Raw genomic sequence first — 21,891 nt, 5'->3', positions numbered from 1 at the left:
TTACGACCAAGTCGTTTCAAACTCATCGCGTTTTGCAACGTGAGGTTAAGTCGCGATTCCTAGGCTGACCCGACAATTTCAGAGTCGGGCGCATTGGGCATGTTCTTTTCGTTTCGAAGCTGGTCGCTGTGGCGGGTGGTGGGGCCGCTGCTGGCGATCGTGCTGCTGCTGGCCGGCCTGTCGGCCGGGAGCCTGCAGGTGATGTCCGCGGTGCGGGCCTATGTGGCGGGCGAAAGCCTGTGGTCGAAGGGGCAGAAGGACGCCATTCACGCTCTTCAGATCTATGTCTCGACCGGCGCGCCGCTCTATTTGCAGAAGTTCGATGCCGCGATCGCGGTGCCGCTGGCGGATCGCACCGCACGGCGCGCGCTGGAATCGCCCGGCAACAATGACGCCGTGGCCCGCGCCGGCTTCGCCGCGGGAGGCAATCATGATGACGACATTGGCGGCCTGATCTGGCTGTTCAAATATTTCCGCACGATGCACCACGTCGCCGGCGCGGTGACGGCCTGGCGCAATTCGGATGCGTTGCTCGATCAGTTGATCGAAATCAGGAACGAGGCCGCCAACGATGTCGCGCTGCATGATCCGTCGGCTGCGACGATCAGGCGCTGGATCGAGCGGATCGGTGTGGTCGACGCGGCGCTGAGCACGCTGGCGGTCGATTTCTCCGATCATCTAGGCAAGGCGTCGCGCCAGGTCTCCGCGCTGCTGCTGCTGGTCAATCTCGTGATCGCGGCCTGCCTGGCCGGCATCGTGCTGTTCCACACAAGGCGGATGCTGTGGCGGCGCTGGCTCGCCGAGACCGCGCTTGCCGTCGAGAAGGAGCGCGCCCAGCTCACGCTGGCCTCGATCGGCGATGCCGTCATCGTGACCACGCAGGACGATCGCGTCGGCTACATGAACGCCGCCGCGCAGCGGCTGATCACGTCGGGCCAGGACGTCACCGGCTGGCAGCTCTCGTCGCTGTTCAGCATCGCCGAGCAGCCGGTGCGGGGATCGTTCCGGAGCGCGGAGGCCGACGATGAAAGCCGCCCGCAGCAGCGGCTGCTGGTGCGGCCGGACCATTCCAGCGTGCCGGTTTCGGTGGTCGAGACGGCGATCGTGCATGAAGGCGAACCGGCCGGCCGTGTCATGATCATTCACGACATGACCGCCGAGCGGCGGCTGGTCGAGGAACTGGCCTGGGCCGCCTCGCACGACGCGCTGACCGGGCTTGCGAACCGGCGGCAGTTCGAGTTCGAGCTGCACAGGGCGATGTCGGGTGTGCCGGCCGCGGGCGCCGATCTGATGCTGATCGACCTCGATCAGTTCAAGATCGTCAACGACACCTGCGGCCACATGGCGGGCGACCGACTGCTGAGGCAGGTGGCGCGACTGCTGGCTGCGGAGGTCGGCGACAGCGGGCTGGTGGCGCGGCTCGGCGGCGACGAGTTCGGCATCCTGCTGCGCGACGACGGCTCTGCCACGCACGATGTTGCGGCCGACGTCGCGGAGCGGATCAGGGCGGTGGTCGAGCAGTCGAGCTTCATCCATGAGGGCTCGAGCTTCCGGATCAGCGCGAGCATCGGCCTGGTCGGGCTTGCCGACAGCGCCGGGGTGCAGGACGCGTTGCGCCTTGCCGACGTCGCCTGCTTCCTCGCCAAGGACAAGGGACGCAACCGCGTCCAGGAGCACCGTCCGTCCGATACCGGCATGGCGGTGCGGGTCGCCGAGATGAGCTGGGTCAATCGTATCCGCAAGGGATTGGACGAGGAGCGCTTCTGCCTCTACGAGCAGGAGATCCGCCCGGTCGACGGCATGCTGAAGGGCAACGACCGGCGCGAGCTGTTGCTGCGGCTGCGCGACGAAAGCGGCGCCCTGGTGCCGCCCGGCAGCTTCCTGCCGGCGGCCGAGCGCTATGGGCTGATGCCGCTGATCGATCGCTGGGTGGTTCGCCGCGCCTTCGAGCTCATTGCCGAGCGCAAGCACCACGCGCGCAAGATCGCGAGCTATGCGATCAATCTGTCCGGTGCCACCATCGGCGACAGCGACTTCGTCGATTTCGTCGCCGCCCTGTTTGCCGAGCTTGATGTGCCACCGGCCGTGGTGTGTTTCGAGATCACCGAGACCAGCGCAATCTCCAATCTCGACGAGGCCCAGAAATTCATCGCGCGGCTGCGCGAGATCGGCTGCAGCTTCTCGCTCGACGATTTCGGCACCGGCATGTCCTCGATCGCCTATCTCAAGCACCTGCCGGTCGACATCATCAAGATCGACGGCTCGTTCGTGAAGGAGATCCTGAACAGCAAGGTCGATCGCGCGATGGTCGAGATGATCACCAAGACAGCCAAGATCATGCAGAAGCAGGTGGTCGCGGAGTTCGTCGAGAGCCTCGCGATCCTGGACGAACTGCGCCAGATCGGGGTCGATTACGTCCAGGGCTACGCCATCGGGAAGCCGGTGCCGGTCCTCACGCTTCGCGAGGAAAAGATCGCCTGAGCCGCCGAAATTGTCCCGAATCGGGACCTTTTCGGCCGTTTTGGCCGTCCAAAGCTGATTCTTCGGCACTTTCCATCCGAAAAACGTTTAAAAATCCTGTCGTTGCCCGCTTCGTCTCGATTATGCCTTACTCTAATTCCCTGATATGATGAGTGATCGGTGAATCCCATGTGGGCCGGCTAACAGGCTCCAGAGCACCGTACTTGGGGATGATGGGTCAACGTACGACGAAAGCTGCCGCGCGTCGGTCGAACCGCGGCATGTCAGTGGTGGGCAGCACGGCGTTCGCCGTGACGGCGCTCGTCCTGTCGTCTGGCTGTGCCGCCTGGGTGGTCGGCATCGACCCGACCGCATGGCTGCACGGACCCGCGTTCGCCAACACCACCGCATCGCTGAACTTCGACGATCGCTTCGGCTCGCGCTCCACGATCAACACGGCTTCACTGTATTACCCCCTCCGCCGCGGATTCCGTTCGAGCCGCGGCGATTTCAATTCCGAGTTCGGTCAGATCGAGGACGCGCTGGCCGGCCAGCTGCGCGACACCCAGACCGAGCTGCCGGTCAGCCAGCCGGCGACAGCGTCCGTCGCTGCCGCGACGCCGACCCCATCGACGTCTGCGGTGCCGATGCCGCGGTCGCGGCCGGCCGAAGCCAATCTGCTGGCGCGGAACGATCAGCCGCCGCCACCTTCGCAGGCGCCGCAGGGCGACAACCGGACCTTCCTGCAGAAGATCGCCGACATGATGCCGGGCAAGATCCAGCTTGCCTCGATCGATCCGAACGACGGCCTGCTGTCCGGACCGAGCCCCGACCTCGGCGCGCTCGGCTACGACAGCACCACGGCGGTCTACGACATCACCGGCCGCATCGTGTACATGCCCGACGGCACCAAATTCGAGGCGCATTCGGGTCTCGGCAATCTGCTCGACGACCCCGCGCATGTGAATGCCCGCAACGCCGGTGCGACCCCGCCCGGCATCTACGAGATGAAGCCGCGCGAAAAGCTGTTCCACGGCGTGCCCGCGCTGCGCATGACCCCGGTCGATGGCAGCGATACGTTTGGTCGTGTCGGCCTGCTGGTCCACAGCTACATGCTCGGGCCGAACGGCGACTCCAACGGCTGCATCTCGGTCAAGCACTACGACCGCTTCCTGCAGGCCTACCGCAACGGCACGATCAAGCGCATCGCCGTCGTGATCAGCATCAAGGACGTCAAGTCGGCCTCGACGCGCTCCGCGTCGAACTCGTAAGCCGCCAGTAGCGTCGCTGGCGACCGATCCATTTCTGCCTTTGTCGGTGTGGGCAGCTCGAGCGTGGTTGGACCACCGCCGTTACCACACGCTCGATTGTCATCACCCGCGAAAGCGGGTGATCCAGTACGCCGCGGCCTCTCGATTCAAGTACTGGCGCCTCTGGAATACTGGATCGCCCGGTCCCGTCTCCGCCAAGGCTTCGACGAGGCTCTCGCTTTCAGGCGCGCCGAAGCTTTAGCGGAGGCGGCGAGCCGGGCGATGACAGCGCGTTGTGCGGAGATGCTGCCCTGCATTTCTCCGGCCCATTCCTTAGCCGATCTCTTTCCTGACCACGGCAGCCGCGTCGCACATCGCCTTCAGCTTTCCGAACGCGACCTGCCGCGGCATGTACTTCATGCCGCAGTCCGGCGCGACCACCAGCCGCTCCGCCGGCACGTGCTTCAGGCCGTTGCGAATCCGGTCGGCGACGACAGTCGCGGGTTCGATCTCGGGATTGCCGAGGTCGAGCACGCCGAGCATGATCTTCTTCGATGATAGATCCTTGAGCACGCCGAGATCGAGCTTCGGCTGGGCCGCCTCGATCGAGATCTGGTCGGCGATGGTGTCGTCGAGCTCGGCGAGGAAGGAATAGCCGGCCGGCTTGGTCGAGCCCGGCACCACGGCCGCATAGCCGAAGCAGAGATGCACCACGGTCGGGATGGTGATGCCCTGCAGTGCGCGATTGATCGCCTTCACCGCATAGCGCTTCGCCAGCTCCGGATTGTTGCGCACCCAGGGCTCGTCGAGCTGGATCACGTCGGCGCCGGCCTTTTCGAGGTCGCGCGCCTCGGCATTGACGGCCTCGGCGAAGGCCATCGCGAGCTCCTCGTCGTCCTTGTAGAACTCGTTCTTGGCCTGCTGGCTCATCGTGAACGGGCCGGGCAGGGTGATCTTGGCGGCACGGTCGGTGTTCTTGCGCAGGAACTGCATGTCGTGGAGCTCGACCGGCCCCTTGCGCTTCACCGGGCCGACCACGCGCGGCACCGGCGTCTGCGTGTTGCCGGTGCGTGCGGTAATGACAGCGGGATTGTCGGCATCGACGCCGTCAAGCGCGGTAGAGAACCGATTGGAGTAGCTCTCGCGCCGGATCTCGCCATCGGTGACGATGTCGATGCCGGCGCGCTCCATGTCCCGGATCGCCACGATCGTCGCGTCGTCCTGCGCCTCCTCGAGATGCTCGGCCGGCAGGCGCCACATCGCGTGCATGCGGGTGCGCGGCACTGATTTCGACAGCATCGCGCGGTCGACCAGCCATTCCGGTTGCGGGTAGCTGCCGACGACGGTGGTCGGCAGCAGGTGCGTGGGCAGGTTCATGATGTCCTCCTTCTTGTTGGTGGTGCGGCCGGATCAGGCCGCGCGCGTCGCGCTTGCCGCGGTTTCGTCCTTCACCGGATTGCGCAGCACGCCGATGCCGGAAATCTCGACCTCGACGACGTCGCCGTCCTTCATCCACAGCGGCGGCGTGCGATAGGCGCCGACGCCGCCGGTGGTGCCGGTGACGATGACATCGCCCGGCACCAGCTCGGTGAAGGTCGAGCAATAGGCGATCAGGGTGGCGACGTCGAACACGAGGTCCGAGATCGGCGCGGCCTGCACCTCGACGCCGTTGAGCCGGGTCGCGATGTGCTGCTGGCTGATGTCGGTCAACTCGTCCGATGTCACCATCCACGGTCCGAAACTGCCGGTGCCGACGAAATTCTTGCCCGGCGCGAATTGCGAGGTGTGGCGCTGCCAGTCGCGGATGCTGCCGTCATTGTAGCAGGCATAGCCCGCGATATGAGCGAGCGCCGCCTCGCGCGGGATGCGGCGGCCGGCCTTGCCGATGATCACGGCCATTTCGCCCTCATAGTCGAAGCGTTCGGATTCCAGCGGCCGGATCATCGGCTGGCCGGCGCCGACCTGGCTGTTGGCGAAACGGGTGAAGATCATCGGATGCGGCGGCGTCGGATGGCCGCTCTCGGCGAGATGCGTCGCATAGTTGACGCCGATGCAGAAGATTTTGTCCGGATCGGGCACGGTCGGCAGCAGCTCGACATCGCTGAGCGCGTGATCGGCCGGCTCGCTTTGCAATGTCTTCAGCTCATCCAGCGAGCCCGTCGTCAGCAGCGCCTTCAGCGTCGGATATGCCTTCAGCCGCTTGCCGGCGTCGATCACCCCCGCATCGGTCACGATGCCGTAGCTTGTGGTGCCCGCCGCCTTGAAACTTGCGATCTTCATGGTCTCTCACTCTGTTCGATGGAGGAAACATAGGTCTGGATGGGAAGCGCGATCTCGCCGTTGCGGATCGGGACGCATTGCGGCGGAAAATCCTGCCGGAAGCGGGCGCCGTTCGCCGCGGCGCGATCGAGGAAGCGGCCGAGATGCGCCATCGCGCCGGTCGGCAGATCGTGCAGCACCAGCAGCGTCCATGGTTGCGCGCGGCATTGCCCGAGCGCGCGCTCGGTCCAGCCGTCGGGATCCTCCCAGTCGTGCGGGATCGCGTTCCAGAGCACGCAGCTATGCTTGTGGTGCGCGAGATAGTCGACCACGGAAGGCTTGAGCAGCCGCTCGTCGAGATTGCCGCCGCCGCCGAACGGCCGGAACCAGCGGTTGGGATGAGCGAGCTCGCCGATTGCGTCCTGAGTCCGGCCGATCTCGCGCTGCGCGGTGTCCGCGCCAGCTTGCAGGCCGAGCGGCGTGCTGTGCGTGAAGGTGTGATTGCCGATCCAGTGGCCGTCGTCGTGCGCACGGGCTGCGAGGCGGCGACGTGCGGGATCGGCGAGCTTCTCGCCGATCACGAAGAAGGTGGTCTTGATGCCGCGCTCGCCCAGGATATCGAGCACACGTGGCGTCACCTCGGGCTCGGGTCCATTGTCGAACGTCAGGGTGAGGTCGAACATTTCAGCGATCCGCTTACGTCGCCGGCTGCATCGCGCCGGAGCCGACCTCGTCGGCGGCACTCTGGCCGGCGCGCGTGCCGGTCTGCCAGATCGCGGCCTTGCTTTCGACCCATCGGATCGCGGTGTTGAAGGCGATCGCCATGAACAGCACCAGCAGCACGCCGGCGAACACGTGGGGGCTGTCGAGGATGGTGCGGTAGCGCGAGATCAGATAGCCGATGCCCGCCGATGAGATCAGCATCTCCGACACCACCACGCCGACGATGACCAGCGCGCCGCCGATCCGCAGGCCCGACAGCACGGTCGGAATCGCGGCGGGGATGATGACGCGAAGCAGCCGCTGGCTCAACGTTGCGCCCATGCTGCGGGCGGCGAGCAGCAGCTGTGGGTCGATGGTCTGGATCCCGGCCGCGGTCGCCAGCATGGTCGGCAGAAAACCGTAGATCGAGGCGAAGGCGATCTTCGACTCCGAGCCGATGCCGAACCACACCGTGAACACCGGATAAAGGATCACGAGCGGCACCGCATAGAGGCTCGAGACCATCGGCATGATCAGGAGCCGCGGGCGCGGCAGGCTGCCGACGACGGCGCCGAGCAGGATGCCGCCGCCGCAGGCAAACGCCATCGAGACCGCGACTTCGTAGACCGTCACCGCCAGCGCGTGGCCATATTCGGCCGCCTCGTTCCAGCCGGCGAGCAGCGTCGAGGACAGCGACGGCAGAAACAACTCGGGGATCAGGCCGGCGCGCGGCAACAGCTCCCAGAGCACGAGCAGGCCGATGATGATCAGATGGCGAAGGGTTTTCGCGCTCATCGCGGTCTCACGCCGATTTGCGGATGTGCCGCCAGATGCGGTCGCGCAGCGCACCGAAGGCATCGCCGCTCAGCATCTCGTAGGTCCGCGGCCGCGGCAGGTTGACCTGCAGCTGATCGACGATGCGGCCCGGCCGCGGCGACATCACGATCACCTCGTCGGCGAGATAGACCGCCTCAGTCAGGCTGTGGGTGACGAACACGACGGTCTTGCCGGTCGCGGCCCAGATCCGCAGCAGCTCGTCGCCCATCGTCATGCGGGTTTGCTCGTCGAGCGCGGCGAACGGCTCGTCCATCAGCAGCACCGGCGGATCCTGCACCAGGCCGCGGGCGATCGAGACGCGTTGCTTCATGCCGCCGGAAAGTTCATGAGGATGACGCTTCTTTAAGGTATGTCTTGCCGAAGCCTTCGAGGCCGACCAGCTTGAGCGCGTCCTGCGCCTTGGCCCGGCGCTCCGCCTTGGCGACGCCGCGCAGCGCCAGCGGAAACTCGACATTGTCCTCGGCCGTCAGCCACGGAAACAGGCTCGCTTCCTGGAACACGACGCCGACGCGGTTGGGGTCGGGCTGCGGAATCGGCGCGCCGTTGATGGTGATCGTGCCCGAGGTCTGCGCACGCAGGCCGGCCATCATCATCAGGAGCGTCGACTTGCCGCAGCCGCTCGGGCCGACCAGTACGACGAAGCGCCCCGGCTTGATGTCGAGCGAGACATCCTCCAGCGCGACGACGTCCTGCGACCTGGTCCGGAACACCTGGCCGACATTCCGCACCTCGATCGCGCCGGCGCGCGGCGCAGGCTTCAACGGTGTCACGTTCGCCAATGGCTGCATCGTGTTTCCACCCATCTGATCAGTTCGTTGAAGGTCATGGCGATCGCGGCGACCATCACGACGCCGGCGAGCAGCTGCTTCATCTGGAAGTTCTCGCCCCAGGTCGCGATCTGGTGGCCGATGCCGTCGCGCGAGGCGTACATCTCGGCGAGGATCACGCCGGTGAGGTTGAAGATCATCGAAATCCGCAGCGCTTCCAACAGCACCGGCAGCATGCTCGGCAGATAGACGCGGAACGCGGTTTGCGCGCGCGTGGCGCCGTAGGAGCGGGCCACCGTCAGGTGCTCGACCTTGACCGATTCCACCGCCGTCGTGGTCGACATGATCACGATGAAGATGGTCGAGAAGAAGCCGAACCCGACCTTCTGAGCGAAGCCGACCCCGAACACCAGGATGAACATCGGCAGGAAGATCGACTTCGGGATGCTGAAGGCGAAGAACAGCAGCGGCTTGGCGACATCGGCAAAATAGCGGTTCTCCGCGATCAGGAAGCCGATCAGCGCCCCCATCGGCACCGCGAGCGCGAAGGCAGCCAGCACCTCGGTCGCGGTCACCATCAGGTCGGTCCGGACGCTCGCGCGTTGCAGGAGATCGCCGAGCGTTGCGAGCGTGTCCGATGCCGAGGGCAGCAGGCGCGGATTGACGAGGCCGGTCCGCGACAGCAATTCCCACAGCGCGAAGATCGCGATCACGATCGCGACCCGCGCGAGCTTGATGGTGAGGGTAGCCTGCATCTTACGGCTTGGTCGGAACCGGCTTGAATTTGGTCGAGATCACGTCCTCGACCGGAACGATGTCCTTCAGTCCGCCGAGCTTGGCGAGGTCGAGCGACAGCTGCACCGCCGCCGGCACATTTGCCGCGCCCATGTCGCCGTCGGTCTCGAGCTTCATGATGGTGTTGTCGTATTCCATCGCGGCGATCTCGGGCGGCATCTCATAGAGGTCGGCGATCAGCTTCACGGTGACGTCGCGGTTGGCGCGCATGAACTGCACGGCGCCATAGAGCGCGTTGACGGCCTTCTGCACCACCTCCGGCTTGGCCTCGGCGAACTTGTCGAGCACGATCCAGCCCGCGGTGAGGTTCGGCGGTGCGGCGGTCGCATAGTCGAGGATGGTCTTGGCTTCGCCCGACTTGGCGACCTGGAAGCTGAGCGGCGAATAGACCACGGCGGCATCGACATTGCCGGCGAGCAGGTTCGGCACCAGCCCGCCGCCGCCGACCGGCACGCGGGTGAAGTCGATCTTCCTGTCCTGGATGGTCCAGAGCGCGAGCAGGTCGGAGCCGGAGCCCGCCGCGGTGATCCCAACCTTCTTGCCGTTGAGATCCTTGACCTCGAGCGTCGACTTGGCCGGCACCATCAGCTGCCAGCCGAAATTGCCCATCGCGGCATTGGCGACGATCCGCGACATCACGCCTTTCTTGCGGCCGGCCGATACCAGCGACGGCGGATCGAGGATGATGTCGGCGGCGCCTGCCGCCATGCCCTCGAAGGTCTCGGCGCCGCTGCGATAGACCGTGAGCTCCGCCTTGATGCCTTCCTTCTCGAACAGCTTCTGCCGCACCGCGGTCTCGGCGATCGTGGTCGGCCAATAGGTCTTGGTCGGCAAGCCGACGCGGATCGTGTCGGCGGCGATGGCCGGGCCGGCCAGCAGGGTGACGATCAGGGTTGCCAGCGCGCGGCGGCGCGTGATGCTCATGGTTCTGTTTCTCCCGGATATCGATTGTTATTGTTTGCGGCGCCTTGCGCGCCGTGGATCACGATGTGCCGTTGACCTCCGCGATGCGCGAAGCCGCGAGCTCGACGAAATCCCGGGTGGTGCCGAAGTGCTTTGACAATGCGCGAACTGCCGCATCCGCGTCGCGCGCGAACACCGCATCCACGATCGCGGCGTGCTCGGCCTCGACGTCGCGCGCTCTGCCGACCTCGCGGCGGATCGAAAGCCGCCGGTAGCGCTCGCTCTGCTCATGCAGCACGTCGCGGAAGCCGAGCAGCCATTGCGAGCCGCAGGCATTGACCAGCGCGCGATGGAAGACGCGGTGGCGGACCACCCATTCCTCGTAATGCACGGTAGGGTCGTCGGGATAGCGATGCGGCACGGCCTTCAGCGATTCCCAGGCCGTCGCGACCGACGACAGCCAGGCCTCGTCGCCGCGCTCGATCGAGCGCCGCAACGCAAGGCCCTCGATGTCGATCCGGGTCTGCGTGACATCGGCGAGATCGGCGAGCGAGACCGGGCAGACGCGAAAGCCGCGCTGGTCGGAAGCCTGCACCAGACCGTCGGCCACCAGGCGCGACAATGCCTCGCGGACGGCGGCGAGGCTGACCGAGAACTGCTTGGCGAGGCCTGCGATGTGCAGCTTCTGGCCGGGAAGCAGCCGGGTCGAGAGGATGTCGGCCCGCAGCCGCTCCTGAACCGCCGATGTCAGGCTTCGCGGCCCATCGCCGGCCAAGCCCTCGCGAAAACTCAACCCAATGTTCATGGCAGGGCAAGACTGGCGGACGCCCTTGTCGGCGTCAATCGAAAATCGATTTTATTTGGAGTCTGGTTCAGTATCACTGTTTATGTATACTGAGATGGCTCAAGCGGACGGAGTTATCTTGGATCTCACCGAAAATGCGGTAGCAATGTATACAATCAGAATGCAGAAATAGGGAGGATCTCGTGCCAAAGCCCTTTCCAATGAACGCCTGGTACGCGGCCGGCTGGGACGCCGAGATCAAGCACGCGCTGCTGCCGCGCACGATCTGCGGCAAGCGTGTCGTGATGTACCGGAAGGGCGATGGCGAGGTGGTGGCGCTCGAGGATGCCTGCTGGCATCGCCTGGTGCCGCTCTCCAAGGGCCGGCTCGAGGGCGACACCGTGGTCTGCGGCTATCACGGCCTGAAATACAATGCGCAGGGCCGCTGCACCTTCATGCCCTCGCAGGAGACGATCAATCCGTCGGCCTGCGTGCGCGCCTATCCCGTCGTCGAGCGCCATCGCTTCATCTGGCTCTGGATGGGCGATCCCGCGCTCGCCGATCCGGCGCTGGTGCCCGACATGCACTGGAACCACGATCCGGCCTGGGCCGGCGACGGCAAGACCATTCACGTCAAATGCGACTATCGCCTCGTCGTCGACAATCTGATGGACCTGACCCACGAGACCTTCGTGCACGGCTCGAGCATCGGCAATGACGCAGTCGCCGAAGCGCCGTTCGACGTCACTCATGGCGAGAAGACCGTCACCGTGACGCGCTGGATGCAGGGCATCGAGGCGCCGCCGTTCTGGGCCAAACAGTTGCAAAAGCCGGGTCCGGTCGACCGCTGGCAGATCATCCGCTTCGAGGCGCCGTGCACCGTCAATATCGATGTCGGCGTCGCGCCGGCCGGATCCGGCGCGCTGGAGGGCGATCGCTCGCAGGGCGTCAATGGCTATGTGCTCAACACCATCACGCCGGAGACCGAGAAGACCTGTCATTACTTCTGGGCCTTCGTCCGCAACCACCGCATCACCGAGCAGCGCCTGACCAGCGAAATCCGCGACGGCGTCGCCGGCATCTTCCACGAGGACGAGATCATCCTGGAAGCGCAGCAGCGCGCGATGGACGAGAATCCGGACCGCGTGTTCTACAATCTCAACATCGATGCCGGTGCGATGTGGGCGCGCCGCGTCATCGACCGCATGGTGGCGAAGGAGAATCCGCCGCCGCAGTTGCAGGCAGCGGAGTAGGCGGCATGGCGGAGCGCGAGGCCGATCGTGCAGTGTCGCAGACCGTGCGGGCGCAACTTGCGCTGCGCGAGCTGATCGTGTCCGGCGGCCTGCGGCCGGGGGAGCGCATCTCGGAATTGCAGGCGGTCGAGGTCACCGGGGTGTCGCGCACGCCGGTGCGGATGGCCCTGGTCCGGCTGGAAGAGGAAGGCCTGCTGGAGGTGATCCCGTCCGGCGGCTTCATGGTCAAGGCATTCTCCGAGCGCGACATCCTCGATTCGATCGAGCTGCGCGGCACGCTGGAGGGATTGGCCGCGCGCTTTGCCGCCGAGCGCGGCGTCTCGTCGCGCGATCTCGAGCCGCTGAAGCAATGCCTCGACGAGATCGACGGCCTGGTGCGGCAGGAGCCGATCTCGATCGAGGCGTTTTCGTCTTATGTCGCGCTCAACGCCCGCTTCCACGTGCTGCTGGCCGAGCTGTCGCGCAGCCCGCCGCTGATCCGGCAGATCGACCGCGCCTCGGCGCTGCCGTTCGCCTCGCCGAGCGGCTTCGTGATGGCGCAATATGCCTTGCCCGAGGCGCGCCAGATCCTGCTGATCGCGCAGGACCATCACCGCGTGGTGGTCGACGCCATCGAGAACCGCGAGGGCGCGCGCGCCGAGGCTGTTATGCGCGAGCATGCAAGGCTTGCGGCGCGCAATCTGCGGCTGGCGCTGCGCAACCGCACCCATCTCGATCTGCTGCCGGCGCTGGCGCTGATCTCGGCCGGCTGAACGGAGCGCGCCATGCGATTCATCGAAACCTGGACATCGGCCACGCTGCTTGCTGTGCGCGATCTCACGCCCGGCATCCGCGAATTCCTGCTGCGGCCCGACGATTTCACCGCCGCGCCCTATCCGGTCGGCAGCCATATCGATGTCGGCGTCACCATCGACGGCCAGCCGCAGACCAGATCCTATTCGCTGGTCGGCGAGGTCGATCCGCAGGGGTTCCGGATCGCGGTGCGGCATGCAGCGGATTCCCGGGGCGGCTCGCGCTACATGTGGTCGCTCGCGCCGGGGGCGCGGCTCAACATCACGCAGCCCGCCTCGCTGGTGCAGCTCGACTGGACCCGGCGGCAGTTCTGCTTGATCGCAGGCGGCGTCGGCATCACGCCGATCGTTGGCGCGGCGCAGGTGCTGGCCCGCCGCGACGCCGGGCTGACGCTGCACTATGCCGTGCGGACGCGCGGCGATGCGGCCTATCTCGATGCGCTCGAACGCCTGCTCGGCGACCGCCTCGTCGTCCATACCGGCGACGAGGGCCGGCGGCTCGACCTCGACGGCGTCTTCGCAAGTCTGCCGCAGGATACGATGACGTTGTTCTGCGGCCCGATGCGGATGCTCGATGCGGCGCGGCGGGCCTGGGAAGCGTCCGGCCGCCCGATGACCGATCTGCGTTACGAGACCTTCGGATCGAGCGGGCTGCTGCCGACCGAGGCGTTCCGAGTCCGGCTCAGGGACGAGGGCACCGAGTTCGTGATCCCGCACGACCGCTCGATGCTGGACGTGCTGAACGAAGCAGGTCACGAGGTGATGAGCGACTGCCGGCGCGGTGAATGCGGCGTTTGCGCGCTCGACGTGATCGATGTCGACGGCGAGATCGACCATCGCGACGTGTTCTTCAGCGATCATCAGAGGCGGGAGAGCCGCAAGATCTGCGCCTGCGTGTCGCGCGCCCGCGGCACCATCACGGTGGACACGCTGCATCGCGCCGACGCGCTGTAATGCGCAGGCGCGGCGCGGCCGTTCGATCGGGGCTAAAGCGTGATCAGATTAGGTTGAGCTGGAATGGCGTCGAAGGATCACCTCTCCCGTGGGAGAGGTCGATTTGCGTAACAAATCGGGTGAGGGGCTACGGTCTAACGAGAGAGCAAGAGCCCTCACTCGGATTGCTTCGCAATCCGACCTCTCCCAAATGGGGAGAGGTGAACCAAGACCGCGCCAAGCCGATTCAACCAAACCTCATCGCGCTTTACGCCGCGTGCACCGCGTGGAGCGGATCGTGGTCGAGCAGGGCGGTGATCTCACCGGCCGACATCGGCCGGCCGATCAGATAGCCTTGCACCTCGTCGCAGCTGGTCTGGCGCAGATATTCGAGCTGGTCCGCGGTCTCGACGCCTTCTGCGACAACGCCGATCCGCAGGTCCTGCGCGAGGCCGATCACTGATTTGACGATCGCGGCGCAATCCGGCTGGGTCAGCATGTCGCGGATGAACGACTGATCGATCTTGATGCGGCTGAACGGCAGCTTGCGCAGATAGGTCAGCGACGAGAAGCCGGTGCCGAAATCGTCGAGCGCGACCGTCAGGCCAAGCTCGAGCAGCCCGTTGAGGATCGCGGGCGCCGAACCGTATTTCGAGATCAGCATCGATTCGGTGATTTCGATCTCGAGCCGGTTCGGCGCGACGTTGGCTTTGGCGAGCGCCTCGACGATGGTCTGCAGGATGCCGACGTTCTGGAACTGGACCGCCGAGAAGTTCACCGCGATCCTGATGTCGTCGGGCCAGCGCGACAGCATCGCGCAGGCGCGGCGGATCACCCACTCGCCGAGCTGGTGGATCAACCCGCTCTCCTCGGCGATCGGGATGAACACGCTCGGCGGGATCAGGCCGCGCGTCGGGTGCTGCCAGCGCAGCAGCGCCTCGAAACCGGTGACGCGGCCTTTGCGGATGTCGAGAAATGGCTGATAGACCAGGAACAGTTGGTCCGCTTCGATCGCCTGTTCCAGATCGCGCTGCAAAGCGCGGCGGTCGCGCGCCGACCGGTCGTCGCTCGCCTCGAAGAAGCAGATCGTGCCGGGACCGGATCTCTTGGCCCGGTAGAGCGCGATGTCGACATGCTTGAGCAGATCGTGGGAGGTGTTACCGTCGCGTGGCGCCAGCACGATGCCGATGCTGATCGCGCTGGTGATCTCAAAACCGTCGATCGGGAACGGATCGGCGAAGGCCGCGACGAACCGTTCGGCGATCGCGAGCGCGTCCTCGGGTCGCGTCAAATTGGACATGATCAGCGCGAACTCGTCGCCACCGATCCGCGCGACATGCTCCGCCGCGCGGGTGCAGCGCTGCAACCGCGCCGCGACCTGCACCAGGAATTGGTCGCCGGCCGGATGGCCGTACCTGTCGTTGATCTCCTTGAAGCGATCGAGATCGAGCAGCAGCACGGCGAACTCCTCGCCCGAGCGCGTCAGGCGGCTCAGCGCGCCATTGAACGCCTCGTTGAAGGCAACGCGGTTCGGCAGATGCGTCAGCGGATCCTGCCGCACCGTCCGCTCGGCCTCATGCTGGGCGATGACCCGCCGCCTGAACTCGAAGGCATTGACGAACACGCCGCGCAGCAGCACGGAGCCGTAGACCAGCACCAGCACCGCCATCAGGAGATAGATGAAGTCGCCGTCCCGGCCGAGACAGATCGCGATTCCGACGAAGATCGGCGCAGTGAACGCGATCGCCGCGATCGGGATCGTCGAGAAGGCGAAGGCGCCGCCGGCGAGCATTCCGGCGCAAAGACACGTGATCACCAATTGCCCACCGCTCGATGCGCCGGCGAAGAAGGCGACCGGCACGACGCCCCAGGCCGCGCCGAGCGCCAGCGCATTGCACACCAGGCGGTACATGGTTCGGCGCGACACGAATTGCGGCTTGGCGATGCGGCGCGATGCGCGCGCCTGCAGCCCGAAGAACAGTGCAGCGCTGCTGACGGCGGCCGCCCATATCAGCGCAAAGAGCCAGTCCGGCGATTGCCAGAGCGCGGCCGCGAGCACCAGCGCGTTGCAGGCGTTGGCCAGCATGATGCCGAAGGAATAGCCGAGCACCAGCGACACCTGCTCGGCGCGGATGTGGCCGGCAAGCGCGTCATCCGTCGGTGGTGCGCCGAAGGCCGCGAGGTCACCCGCGAACAGGGCCGCGAAATATGATCTGAGATAGGTACGCATCTCACTACGCTGTCTGCGCGTCACTACGTCGCCTGCGCGGTTGGCCACGGCGCAGCAGCGAAGAATTCTCCGCAAACCTTTGACAAACTATGAACTATTGGAACCGACCGTGCCATCGCGGGCGCCGCTCAGGTTCCACCGGCGGGCATTGCTAACAAATCGATACAAATGCGTGACGCGAGGTCACGGACCGGCAAAGGTTGCCGCGCCGCTTGATCCCCCGATGCCAACGGTATCCTGACCGTGGTCGAGCGCGATCGCCGATTGGATGCGGCACCACGACGTTGCTGCGGTAATCGTGCGGCCCGACCGTTGCGTGTTCGGTGCAGCCGGCAACGCCGACCAGTTCAATATGCTTGTCGGGCAACTGCTCCAGAACCTCAGCGCAGGGCACTCGTCTTTTCAAGCCAGCGCTTTGTCTGTACCACCGGAACAAAAGACATTCCGGGGGAAACCAGTGAACACGAAGAATGATGCGGCCGAGTATGATTACGTCATCGTCGGTGCCGGCTCGGCCGGTTGCGTGCTTGCCAATCGCCTGAGCGCCGACGGCAAGCATTCGGTGCTGCTGCTCGAGGCCGGTCCGAAGGACTCCAACATCTGGATCCATGTGCCGCTCGGCTACGGCAAGCTGTTCAAGGAAAAATCCGTCAACTGGATGTATCAGACCGAGCCGGAGCCTGGCCTGAACGGCCGGCAGGTGTTCCAGCCGCGCGGCAAGGTGCTCGGCGGCTCGAGCTCGATCAACGGTCTGCTCTATGTGCGCGGCCAGCACGAGGACTACGACCGCTGGCGGCAGCGCGGCAATGCCGGCTGGGGCTATGACGACGTGCTGCCCTATTTCAGAAAGGCCGAGGATCAGCAGCGCGGCAGCGACAAATATCACGGCACCGGCGGTCCGCTGCCGGTGTCGGACTGGCGGCATCACGATCCGCTGTCGGAAGCCTTCGTGCACGCCGCGGCCGAGATCGGCATTCCGACCAACCCGGATTTCAACGGCGCCACCCAGGAGGGTGCTGGCTTCTTCCAGACCACGACGCGGCGCGGCCGGCGCGCCTCGACGGCGCGGTCCTATCTGCGGCCGGCGCTGACCCGCGGCAATCTGCATGTCGAGACCTCGGCGCTGGCGCAGCGCATCCTGTTCGACGGCAGGCGCGCGAGCGGCGTCGCCTACAAGCAGGACGGCCAGTTGCGCACAGCCAGGGCGCGCAAGGAGGTGCTGGTGTCGAGCGGCGCGTACAACTCGCCGCAATTGTTGCAGCTCTCCGGTGTCGGCCCGGCCGAGCTGTTGAAGCAGCACGGCATCGAGGTTCTGCTCGATGCGCCCGGCGTCGGCAACGATTTGCAGGACCACATGCAGGTGCGCATCGTCACACGCTGCGCGCAGAGCGTGACGCTGAACGACATCGTCAACCATCCGGTGCGCCGCGTCATGGCCGGCTTGCGCTACGCGGCGCTGCGCAAGGGGCCGCTGACGATTGCCGCAGGCACGTCGGGTGCGTTCTTCAAGACCAGCGCGCGGCTGGCCTCGCCCGACATCCAGATCCACTTCCTGCCGTTCTCGACCGACAGGATGGGCGAGAAGCTGCATCCGTTCTCGGGCTTCACGGCATCGGTCTGCCAGCTGCGTCCGGAGAGCCGCGGCTCGCTGAAGATCCGAAGCGCGGACCCCAGCGTGGCGCCGGAAATCCGCATCAATTATCTCGCGACCGAGGCCGATCGCCGCGCCTTCATCGACGGCATCCGCATCCTACGGAAGATTCTGGCCGCGCCGGCGCTGAAGTCGTACTCCGTCGGCGAGGTCGATCCCGGCGCCAAGGTGGTCAGCGACGACGACCTGCTGGATTTCTGCCGCCGCACCGGCAGCACGGTCTATCATCCGACCTCGACCTGCCGGATGGGCAACGATCCGCTCGCGGTGGTCGACAACAGGCTCAAGGTGCGCGGCATCGACGGCCTGCGCGTGGTCGACGCGTCGGTGATGCCGGACCTGATGTCGGGCAATACCAACGCGCCGACGATCATGATCGCGGAGAAGGCGTCCGACATGATTTTGGAGGATGCAAGGTAATAACTTGAACCGTCATCCCCGCGCAAAGGCTTCGCCTTTGTCGCTGGAGGTGCGAGCCTCGCGGCGCAATTGCGCCGCTGGGCGAGCCTCGAAGGATGCACGGCCACAGACGGGCCGTCGACCCTTCGAGACGACCGCTACGCGGTCTCCTCAGGGTGACGGTGATGGAGTGGGGCGTAGCCCGCAATGAAGTGGCGTAGCCCGGATGAAGCGAAGCGTAATCCGGGGCCGTCTATCTGGGCGAGAGACCCGGATTGCGCTGCGCTCCATCCGGGCTACGGCCTTAGCCCTTATACGCCCGCACCCGCGCGGCCATCTGCTCGACATGGGCGATCGGCGTCTCCGGCAGGATGCCGTGGCCGAGATTGAAGATCAGCCGCCCCTTGCCGAAATTCTCCAGCACGTCGTCCACCGCGCGGTCGAGTGCGGCGCCGCCGGCGATCAGGGCCAGCGGATCGAGATTGCCCTGCACCGCGACGCGGCCCTGCACGCGCTCGCGGATCATCGACGGCTCGGTCGCCCAATCGATCGAGACGGCATCGACGCCGGTCGCTTCGACATAGGCCGGCAGCATGCCCGCCGCGCCGCGCGGAAAGCCGATGATCCTGGCGCCGGGGACTTGCTTGCGCACGCCGGCGACGATGCGCCGGGTCGGCTCGATCGACCAGCGGGCGAATTCGCGCGGCGGCAGCACGCCGGCCCAGGTGTCGAATATCTGCAGGCAGTCGGCGCCGGCCTTCAACTGGCCGACCAGATAGTGGATCGAGTTTTCGACCAGCACGTCGATGATCCCAGCGAAGGCGTCGGGATGGCGATAGGCGAGCATCCGTGCCGGGGCCTGGTCCGGCGTGCCCTGTCCGGCCACCATGTAGGTCGCGACCGTCCATGGTGCGCCGCAAAAGCCGATCAGCGCGATCTCGGGCGCAAGCTCGCGCCGAACCCGGCGCAGCGCCTCGAACACCGGCTCGAGCTGGTCGAAATTGGCCTGCGCGGCCAGCGCGGCGATCTCGCCGGGCGTTGCCAGCGGATCGAGCCGCGGCCCTTCGCCGGCCTCGAAGCGCACCGATCGGCCGAGCGCATAGGGGATCACCAGGATGTCGGAGAAGATGATCGCGGCATCGAAATTGAACCTGCGGATCGGCTGCAGCGTCACCTCGGTGGCGAATTCGGGCGTGAAGCAGAGATCGAGGAAGCCGCCGGCCTTGGCGCGCAGCTCACGATATTCCGGCAAATAGCGGCCGGCCTGCCGCATCATCCAGAGCGGCGGCACGGCCTGGCGGTGGCCCGACAGGACCTCGATGAACGGCTTCTTGGTGTCATCCTGGGGCACGTGGCTAGTTCCTGAGCACGGTCAAATTTGCGCCCCTGATACACGCTGCGGCGCAATGGGCCAAGGCGGTTCTGGAACCCCCCTCTGCATCGGCCGTTGCCCTTAGAATGGAGGGACGAGATGACCGAGAAATTCGATCCTGCCCCGCATGACAAGCACGCCGAGAAGCCGCACGAGGCGCAGGCTGCCGACCGCAAGGCGCGCTCCCGGCTCAAGGAGGGACTGGAGGATACCTTCCCGGCGTCCGATCCGGTCAGCGTGACGCAGCCCGCGCCGTCGAAGCACGACGGCAATCGGGACAATTAGCTGGTATATCCCAGCGCTTGCTAACCACGATGCAAGATGAAGGCGACCACGCGGGGAACGATTGGCCGCGCAGCGGCGGCTCGACGCGCGCCGCGCTGGCGGTCCGGCGCCCAATGGTCGCGCGCGAATTGCCGTGATGCTGAGCCGACGCGGTATGCATGACGTGTTTGCGGGCGGCTTCGACTGGCGAAGCCGCCCGCATGTCGTGATCGTCGGGACAGGCTAGACCGGGCCGCTTTCGGGGCGCTGGATCCGGTCGAATTCGTAGGTCACGCCAAGCCGGCGCTCGAGACGCCAGACCAGAATGCAGTGCCGTCGGATCGGCTCACTCTCGATCGCGAGATCGAACGCGAACGGGATGGCCTCGTCGCTTTCCAGCGCGAGCCCGGCGCCGTCGGTCGAGATGTTGAGCACCAGGCATCCGACGCTGGCGCTGCGGAAGAGGATCGTTCCGCGCTTCATCAGGGGCGTCCGCTGGCTGTCGGTCTTGTATCTTCTTGTTGTTGTACTCACGGCAGTCTCCCTACCCCGACCTGATGCTCGGTTGCGATCGTTCCCCTCAGCGCATTAGTTCACCAGCACGGCACCGTCGCAGCGGATGCCCAGCACCCAAACGTCGACCTGGCCGAGCCCAATGCCGAGTGCCGAGAGCAGCGTCGCCAGCACCTGATCGATCGGGCCCGTCACGGCGCTCAGGATGCTCATCACCAGCGCGCCCAATCCCGGGAGCGGAATGCCCGCGATGTTGAGCGAGAGGTCGCCGAGCAGGGTGCTGGTCAACGACGTCAGGAAGTTTGTCGTCGTCACCGTCTTCTTGGTCCCCGCCTGGATGTCGCTGTAGCTGAAATTGACGTTGGTCGGCGTGGGGTTGCCCATGCCGGCATGGGCCAAGCCGGTGATCGGGATGCCCAGCACAGTGGCCAGCGTCGCCGGCGGCGGATTGGGTTTGGTCGTGAAGTTGGTCATGTCGGCAACCGTGACATTGCCGATCCAGGCATCCACGATCCCCGGCGTCACGCCGATCGTGACCTGCGAGGTGTTGATATTCGGATGGCCGCACGACACCGCATTGAGCGTCGCGGTCCCCGAGGCGACCTCGACATAGACCGGCAGATTGATCGACGCGATGCTGCCGGAGCCGAGCACATTGATGGTCGCCAGGATCCTGGTCTGCGCGGTGTGCACGCTCACGCCCTGGGTGCCCATCGCGATCCAGCTCGAACCGACCGGGCGTTCGCCGATCGTTGCGATCACGGAGACATTGGCGATGCCGGGCAGGCCGAGATTGACCGAAGTTGCAATCTGATGGTTGCCATTGGCGATCTGAGCCACCGTGTTGACGAGATCGAATACCGAAACGCTGGCGCCGACCTTCGGCTTCTGGCCCACCGTGAGGTTGGCAAAGGGGCCGAGGTCGATCAGGGTGCCGGGCGATATCTTGGTCGAGGAGCCGGTGACGGCCTGGGAGATCGTCGACAGCGCGGTCGTCGCGGCGTTCGCGCCGTTGGTGATCTGCTGCGTCGTCAGCGCGGCCGCGATGATGTCGCCGACCTTGATGTTGCTGCTCAGCAGGTCGCTATAGGTGACGCCGGTCAGGTTGACCCGGGTTGCCAGCGCCGACAGGAAATCCAGGGCGTCGATCTTGGCGCTGATCAGCGAGTTGTAGTCCATCACCGAGAGCGACAGCGTGGTGCCGAGCATCGAGCCGAGCAGCCCGTTGAGCACGCCGCCATTGACCGAAAGCAGCCTCGAGCCGATCGCGAACGAGGCCATTTCGGTCGATGTCGCGGTGGCGGTGGTCGTGATGTTGAAGCTGCTGGCGCCGGTCAAATAGCGCGCGAAATAGAGCGGGGTCTTGGTCGTCAGCGTGACGCGCGCGGCATTGGCAATGCCGACCGCCGGGGTCACGAAGCGGGACTGTGGCGCGATCGCGCTGTTTGCGCTGTAAGTCCCTGTCTCGACCTTGACCAGCGCGCTGGCTGGATAGTTGTTCTGTGTCACCGTCGCGGTGGCGGCGTTGACCGGATTGCTCAGATTGGCGGCGGCGACGATCGCGGCGAGGTCCGCGGTGCTCTGGGTCTTGCGCCGGTCGGCGAAGATCGTGCCGAGATCGATTGCAAGCCCGGCGCACCCGATCAGCAGCGTCATCAGGCCGGCCGAGATCATCGCGAAGTTTCCGCGTTCGTCGGCGCCCGAAGCGTCGCATCAGCATGAGGATGC

Annotated in this window: 20 protein-coding genes; 7 read left to right on the top strand and 13 right to left on the bottom strand. The window is 65.7% G+C overall.

Annotated elements, in window-relative coordinates:
- Nucleotides 1-99 precede the first annotated feature (99 nt).
- Together ACVIW0_RS29575 and ACVIW0_RS29570 are read left to right on the top strand one after the other, a co-directional pair.
- Complete coding sequence (locus ACVIW0_RS29575; protein WP_461355559.1) at nucleotides 100-2,481, top strand: putative bifunctional diguanylate cyclase/phosphodiesterase; 2,382 nt, start codon at nucleotides 100-102, stop codon at nucleotides 2,479-2,481.
- A gap of 260 nt (nucleotides 2,482-2,741) precedes the next feature.
- Entirely contained in the window at nucleotides 2,742-3,731 is a 990-nt protein-coding gene (locus tag ACVIW0_RS29570) for a DUF2778 domain-containing protein (protein WP_461355558.1), read from the top strand.
- Nucleotides 3,732-4,043: 312 nt separating this feature from the next.
- Here the strand turns inward: ACVIW0_RS29570 and ACVIW0_RS29565 are convergent, their stop codons facing one another.
- Genes ACVIW0_RS29565 through ACVIW0_RS29525 form a run of 9 tightly spaced genes read right to left on the bottom strand, consistent with a single transcriptional unit; the run spans nucleotide 4,044 to nucleotide 10,766 of the window.
- Nucleotides 4,044-5,087 (bottom strand): 5-methyltetrahydropteroyltriglutamate--homocysteine methyltransferase, encoded by a 1,044-nt coding sequence (locus ACVIW0_RS29565; RefSeq protein WP_461355557.1) that lies wholly within the window; start codon nucleotides 5,085-5,087, stop codon nucleotides 4,044-4,046.
- 33 nt (nucleotides 5,088-5,120) lie between these two features.
- Nucleotides 5,121-5,990 carry a fumarylacetoacetate hydrolase family protein gene (locus ACVIW0_RS29560; RefSeq protein WP_461355556.1) on the bottom strand — a complete coding sequence of 290 codons (870 nt, stop codon included), beginning with the start codon at nucleotides 5,988-5,990 and terminating at the stop codon, nucleotides 5,121-5,123.
- On the bottom strand, nucleotides 5,987-6,652 hold the full coding sequence (locus ACVIW0_RS29555; protein ID WP_461355555.1) for a polysaccharide deacetylase family protein: 666 nt from the start codon (nucleotides 6,650-6,652) through the stop codon (nucleotides 5,987-5,989). The genes ACVIW0_RS29560 and ACVIW0_RS29555 overlap by 4 nt, the downstream gene beginning before the upstream one ends.
- A gap of 13 nt (nucleotides 6,653-6,665) precedes the next feature.
- A complete protein-coding gene (locus ACVIW0_RS29550) occupies nucleotides 6,666-7,466 on the bottom strand; it encodes an ABC transporter permease (RefSeq protein ID WP_461355554.1) in 801 nt (266 codons plus the stop codon).
- A 7-nt stretch (nucleotides 7,467-7,473) separates the two neighbouring features.
- A complete protein-coding gene (locus ACVIW0_RS29545; RefSeq protein ID WP_461355553.1) occupies nucleotides 7,474-7,818 on the bottom strand; it encodes an ABC transporter ATP-binding protein in 345 nt (114 codons plus the stop codon).
- Nucleotides 7,819-7,831: 13 nt separating this feature from the next.
- Nucleotides 7,832-8,296, bottom strand: a complete 465-nt coding sequence (locus ACVIW0_RS29540; protein ID WP_461355552.1) for an ABC transporter ATP-binding protein — start codon at nucleotides 8,294-8,296, stop codon at nucleotides 7,832-7,834.
- Entirely contained in the window at nucleotides 8,275-9,030 is a 756-nt protein-coding gene (locus ACVIW0_RS29535; RefSeq protein ID WP_461355551.1) for an ABC transporter permease, read from the bottom strand. Before ACVIW0_RS29535 ends, ACVIW0_RS29540 begins: the two co-directional genes overlap by 22 nt.
- 1 nt (nucleotide 9,031) lies before the next feature.
- Entirely contained in the window at nucleotides 9,032-9,994 is a 963-nt protein-coding gene (locus ACVIW0_RS29530; protein WP_461355550.1) for an ABC transporter substrate-binding protein, read from the bottom strand.
- A 58-nt stretch (nucleotides 9,995-10,052) separates the two neighbouring features.
- Nucleotides 10,053-10,766, bottom strand: coding sequence for a GntR family transcriptional regulator (locus ACVIW0_RS29525; RefSeq protein ID WP_461355549.1), 714 nt, complete (start codon nucleotides 10,764-10,766; stop codon nucleotides 10,053-10,055).
- 212 nt (nucleotides 10,767-10,978) lie between these two features.
- Here ACVIW0_RS29525 and ACVIW0_RS29520 point away from each other — a divergent pair, with 212 nt between their 5' ends.
- Genes ACVIW0_RS29520 through ACVIW0_RS29510 form a run of 3 tightly spaced genes read left to right on the top strand, consistent with a single transcriptional unit; the run spans nucleotide 10,979 to nucleotide 13,755 of the window.
- Complete coding sequence (locus tag ACVIW0_RS29520) at nucleotides 10,979-12,010, top strand: aromatic ring-hydroxylating dioxygenase subunit alpha (protein ID WP_461357462.1); 1,032 nt, start codon at nucleotides 10,979-10,981, stop codon at nucleotides 12,008-12,010.
- Nucleotides 12,011-12,015: 5 nt separating this feature from the next.
- Nucleotides 12,016-12,762, top strand: coding sequence for a GntR family transcriptional regulator (locus ACVIW0_RS29515; protein ID WP_461355548.1), 747 nt, complete (start codon nucleotides 12,016-12,018; stop codon nucleotides 12,760-12,762).
- Between the two features lie 12 nt (nucleotides 12,763-12,774).
- Nucleotides 12,775-13,755, top strand: a complete 981-nt coding sequence (locus ACVIW0_RS29510) for a PDR/VanB family oxidoreductase (protein WP_461355547.1) — start codon at nucleotides 12,775-12,777, stop codon at nucleotides 13,753-13,755.
- Nucleotides 13,756-14,002: 247 nt separating this feature from the next.
- Here the strand turns inward: ACVIW0_RS29510 and ACVIW0_RS29505 are convergent, their stop codons facing one another.
- The gene (locus ACVIW0_RS29505; protein ID WP_461355546.1) at nucleotides 14,003-15,964 is read right to left on the bottom strand and encodes a putative bifunctional diguanylate cyclase/phosphodiesterase; all 1,962 of its coding nucleotides are present in this window, start codon (nucleotides 15,962-15,964) and stop codon (nucleotides 14,003-14,005) included.
- Nucleotides 15,965-16,421: 457 nt separating this feature from the next.
- On the opposite strand from ACVIW0_RS29505, the gene ACVIW0_RS29500 reads away from it, so the two are divergent.
- Nucleotides 16,422-18,035: a GMC family oxidoreductase gene (locus tag ACVIW0_RS29500; protein WP_461355545.1), complete on the top strand. Its 1,614-nt coding sequence runs from the start codon at nucleotides 16,422-16,424 to the stop codon at nucleotides 18,033-18,035.
- A gap of 283 nt (nucleotides 18,036-18,318) precedes the next feature.
- On the opposite strand, the gene hemE is transcribed toward ACVIW0_RS29500, so the two are convergent.
- A complete protein-coding gene (gene hemE / locus ACVIW0_RS29495; protein WP_461355544.1) occupies nucleotides 18,319-19,365 on the bottom strand; it encodes a uroporphyrinogen decarboxylase in 1,047 nt (348 codons plus the stop codon).
- Between the two features lie 120 nt (nucleotides 19,366-19,485).
- Here hemE and ACVIW0_RS29490 point away from each other — a divergent pair, with 120 nt between their 5' ends.
- Nucleotides 19,486-19,671, top strand: coding sequence for a hypothetical protein (locus tag ACVIW0_RS29490; protein ID WP_212017518.1), 186 nt, complete (start codon nucleotides 19,486-19,488; stop codon nucleotides 19,669-19,671).
- 222 nt (nucleotides 19,672-19,893) lie between these two features.
- Here the strand turns inward: ACVIW0_RS29490 and ACVIW0_RS29485 are convergent, their stop codons facing one another.
- Both ACVIW0_RS29485 and ACVIW0_RS29480 read right to left on the bottom strand, forming a co-directional pair.
- Nucleotides 19,894-20,184 (bottom strand): PilZ domain-containing protein, encoded by a 291-nt coding sequence (locus ACVIW0_RS29485; protein WP_461355543.1) that lies wholly within the window; start codon nucleotides 20,182-20,184, stop codon nucleotides 19,894-19,896.
- A 54-nt stretch (nucleotides 20,185-20,238) separates the two neighbouring features.
- Nucleotides 20,239-21,837, bottom strand: coding sequence for a TadG family pilus assembly protein (locus tag ACVIW0_RS29480; RefSeq protein ID WP_461355542.1), 1,599 nt, complete (start codon nucleotides 21,835-21,837; stop codon nucleotides 20,239-20,241).
- Nucleotides 21,838-21,891 lie beyond the last annotated feature (54 nt).

It is taken from the genome of Bradyrhizobium sp. USDA 4454, assembly GCF_054822705.1.
Note: the sequence above shows the minus strand (reverse complement) of the source record. Positions and strands in the feature narration are given on the sequence as shown.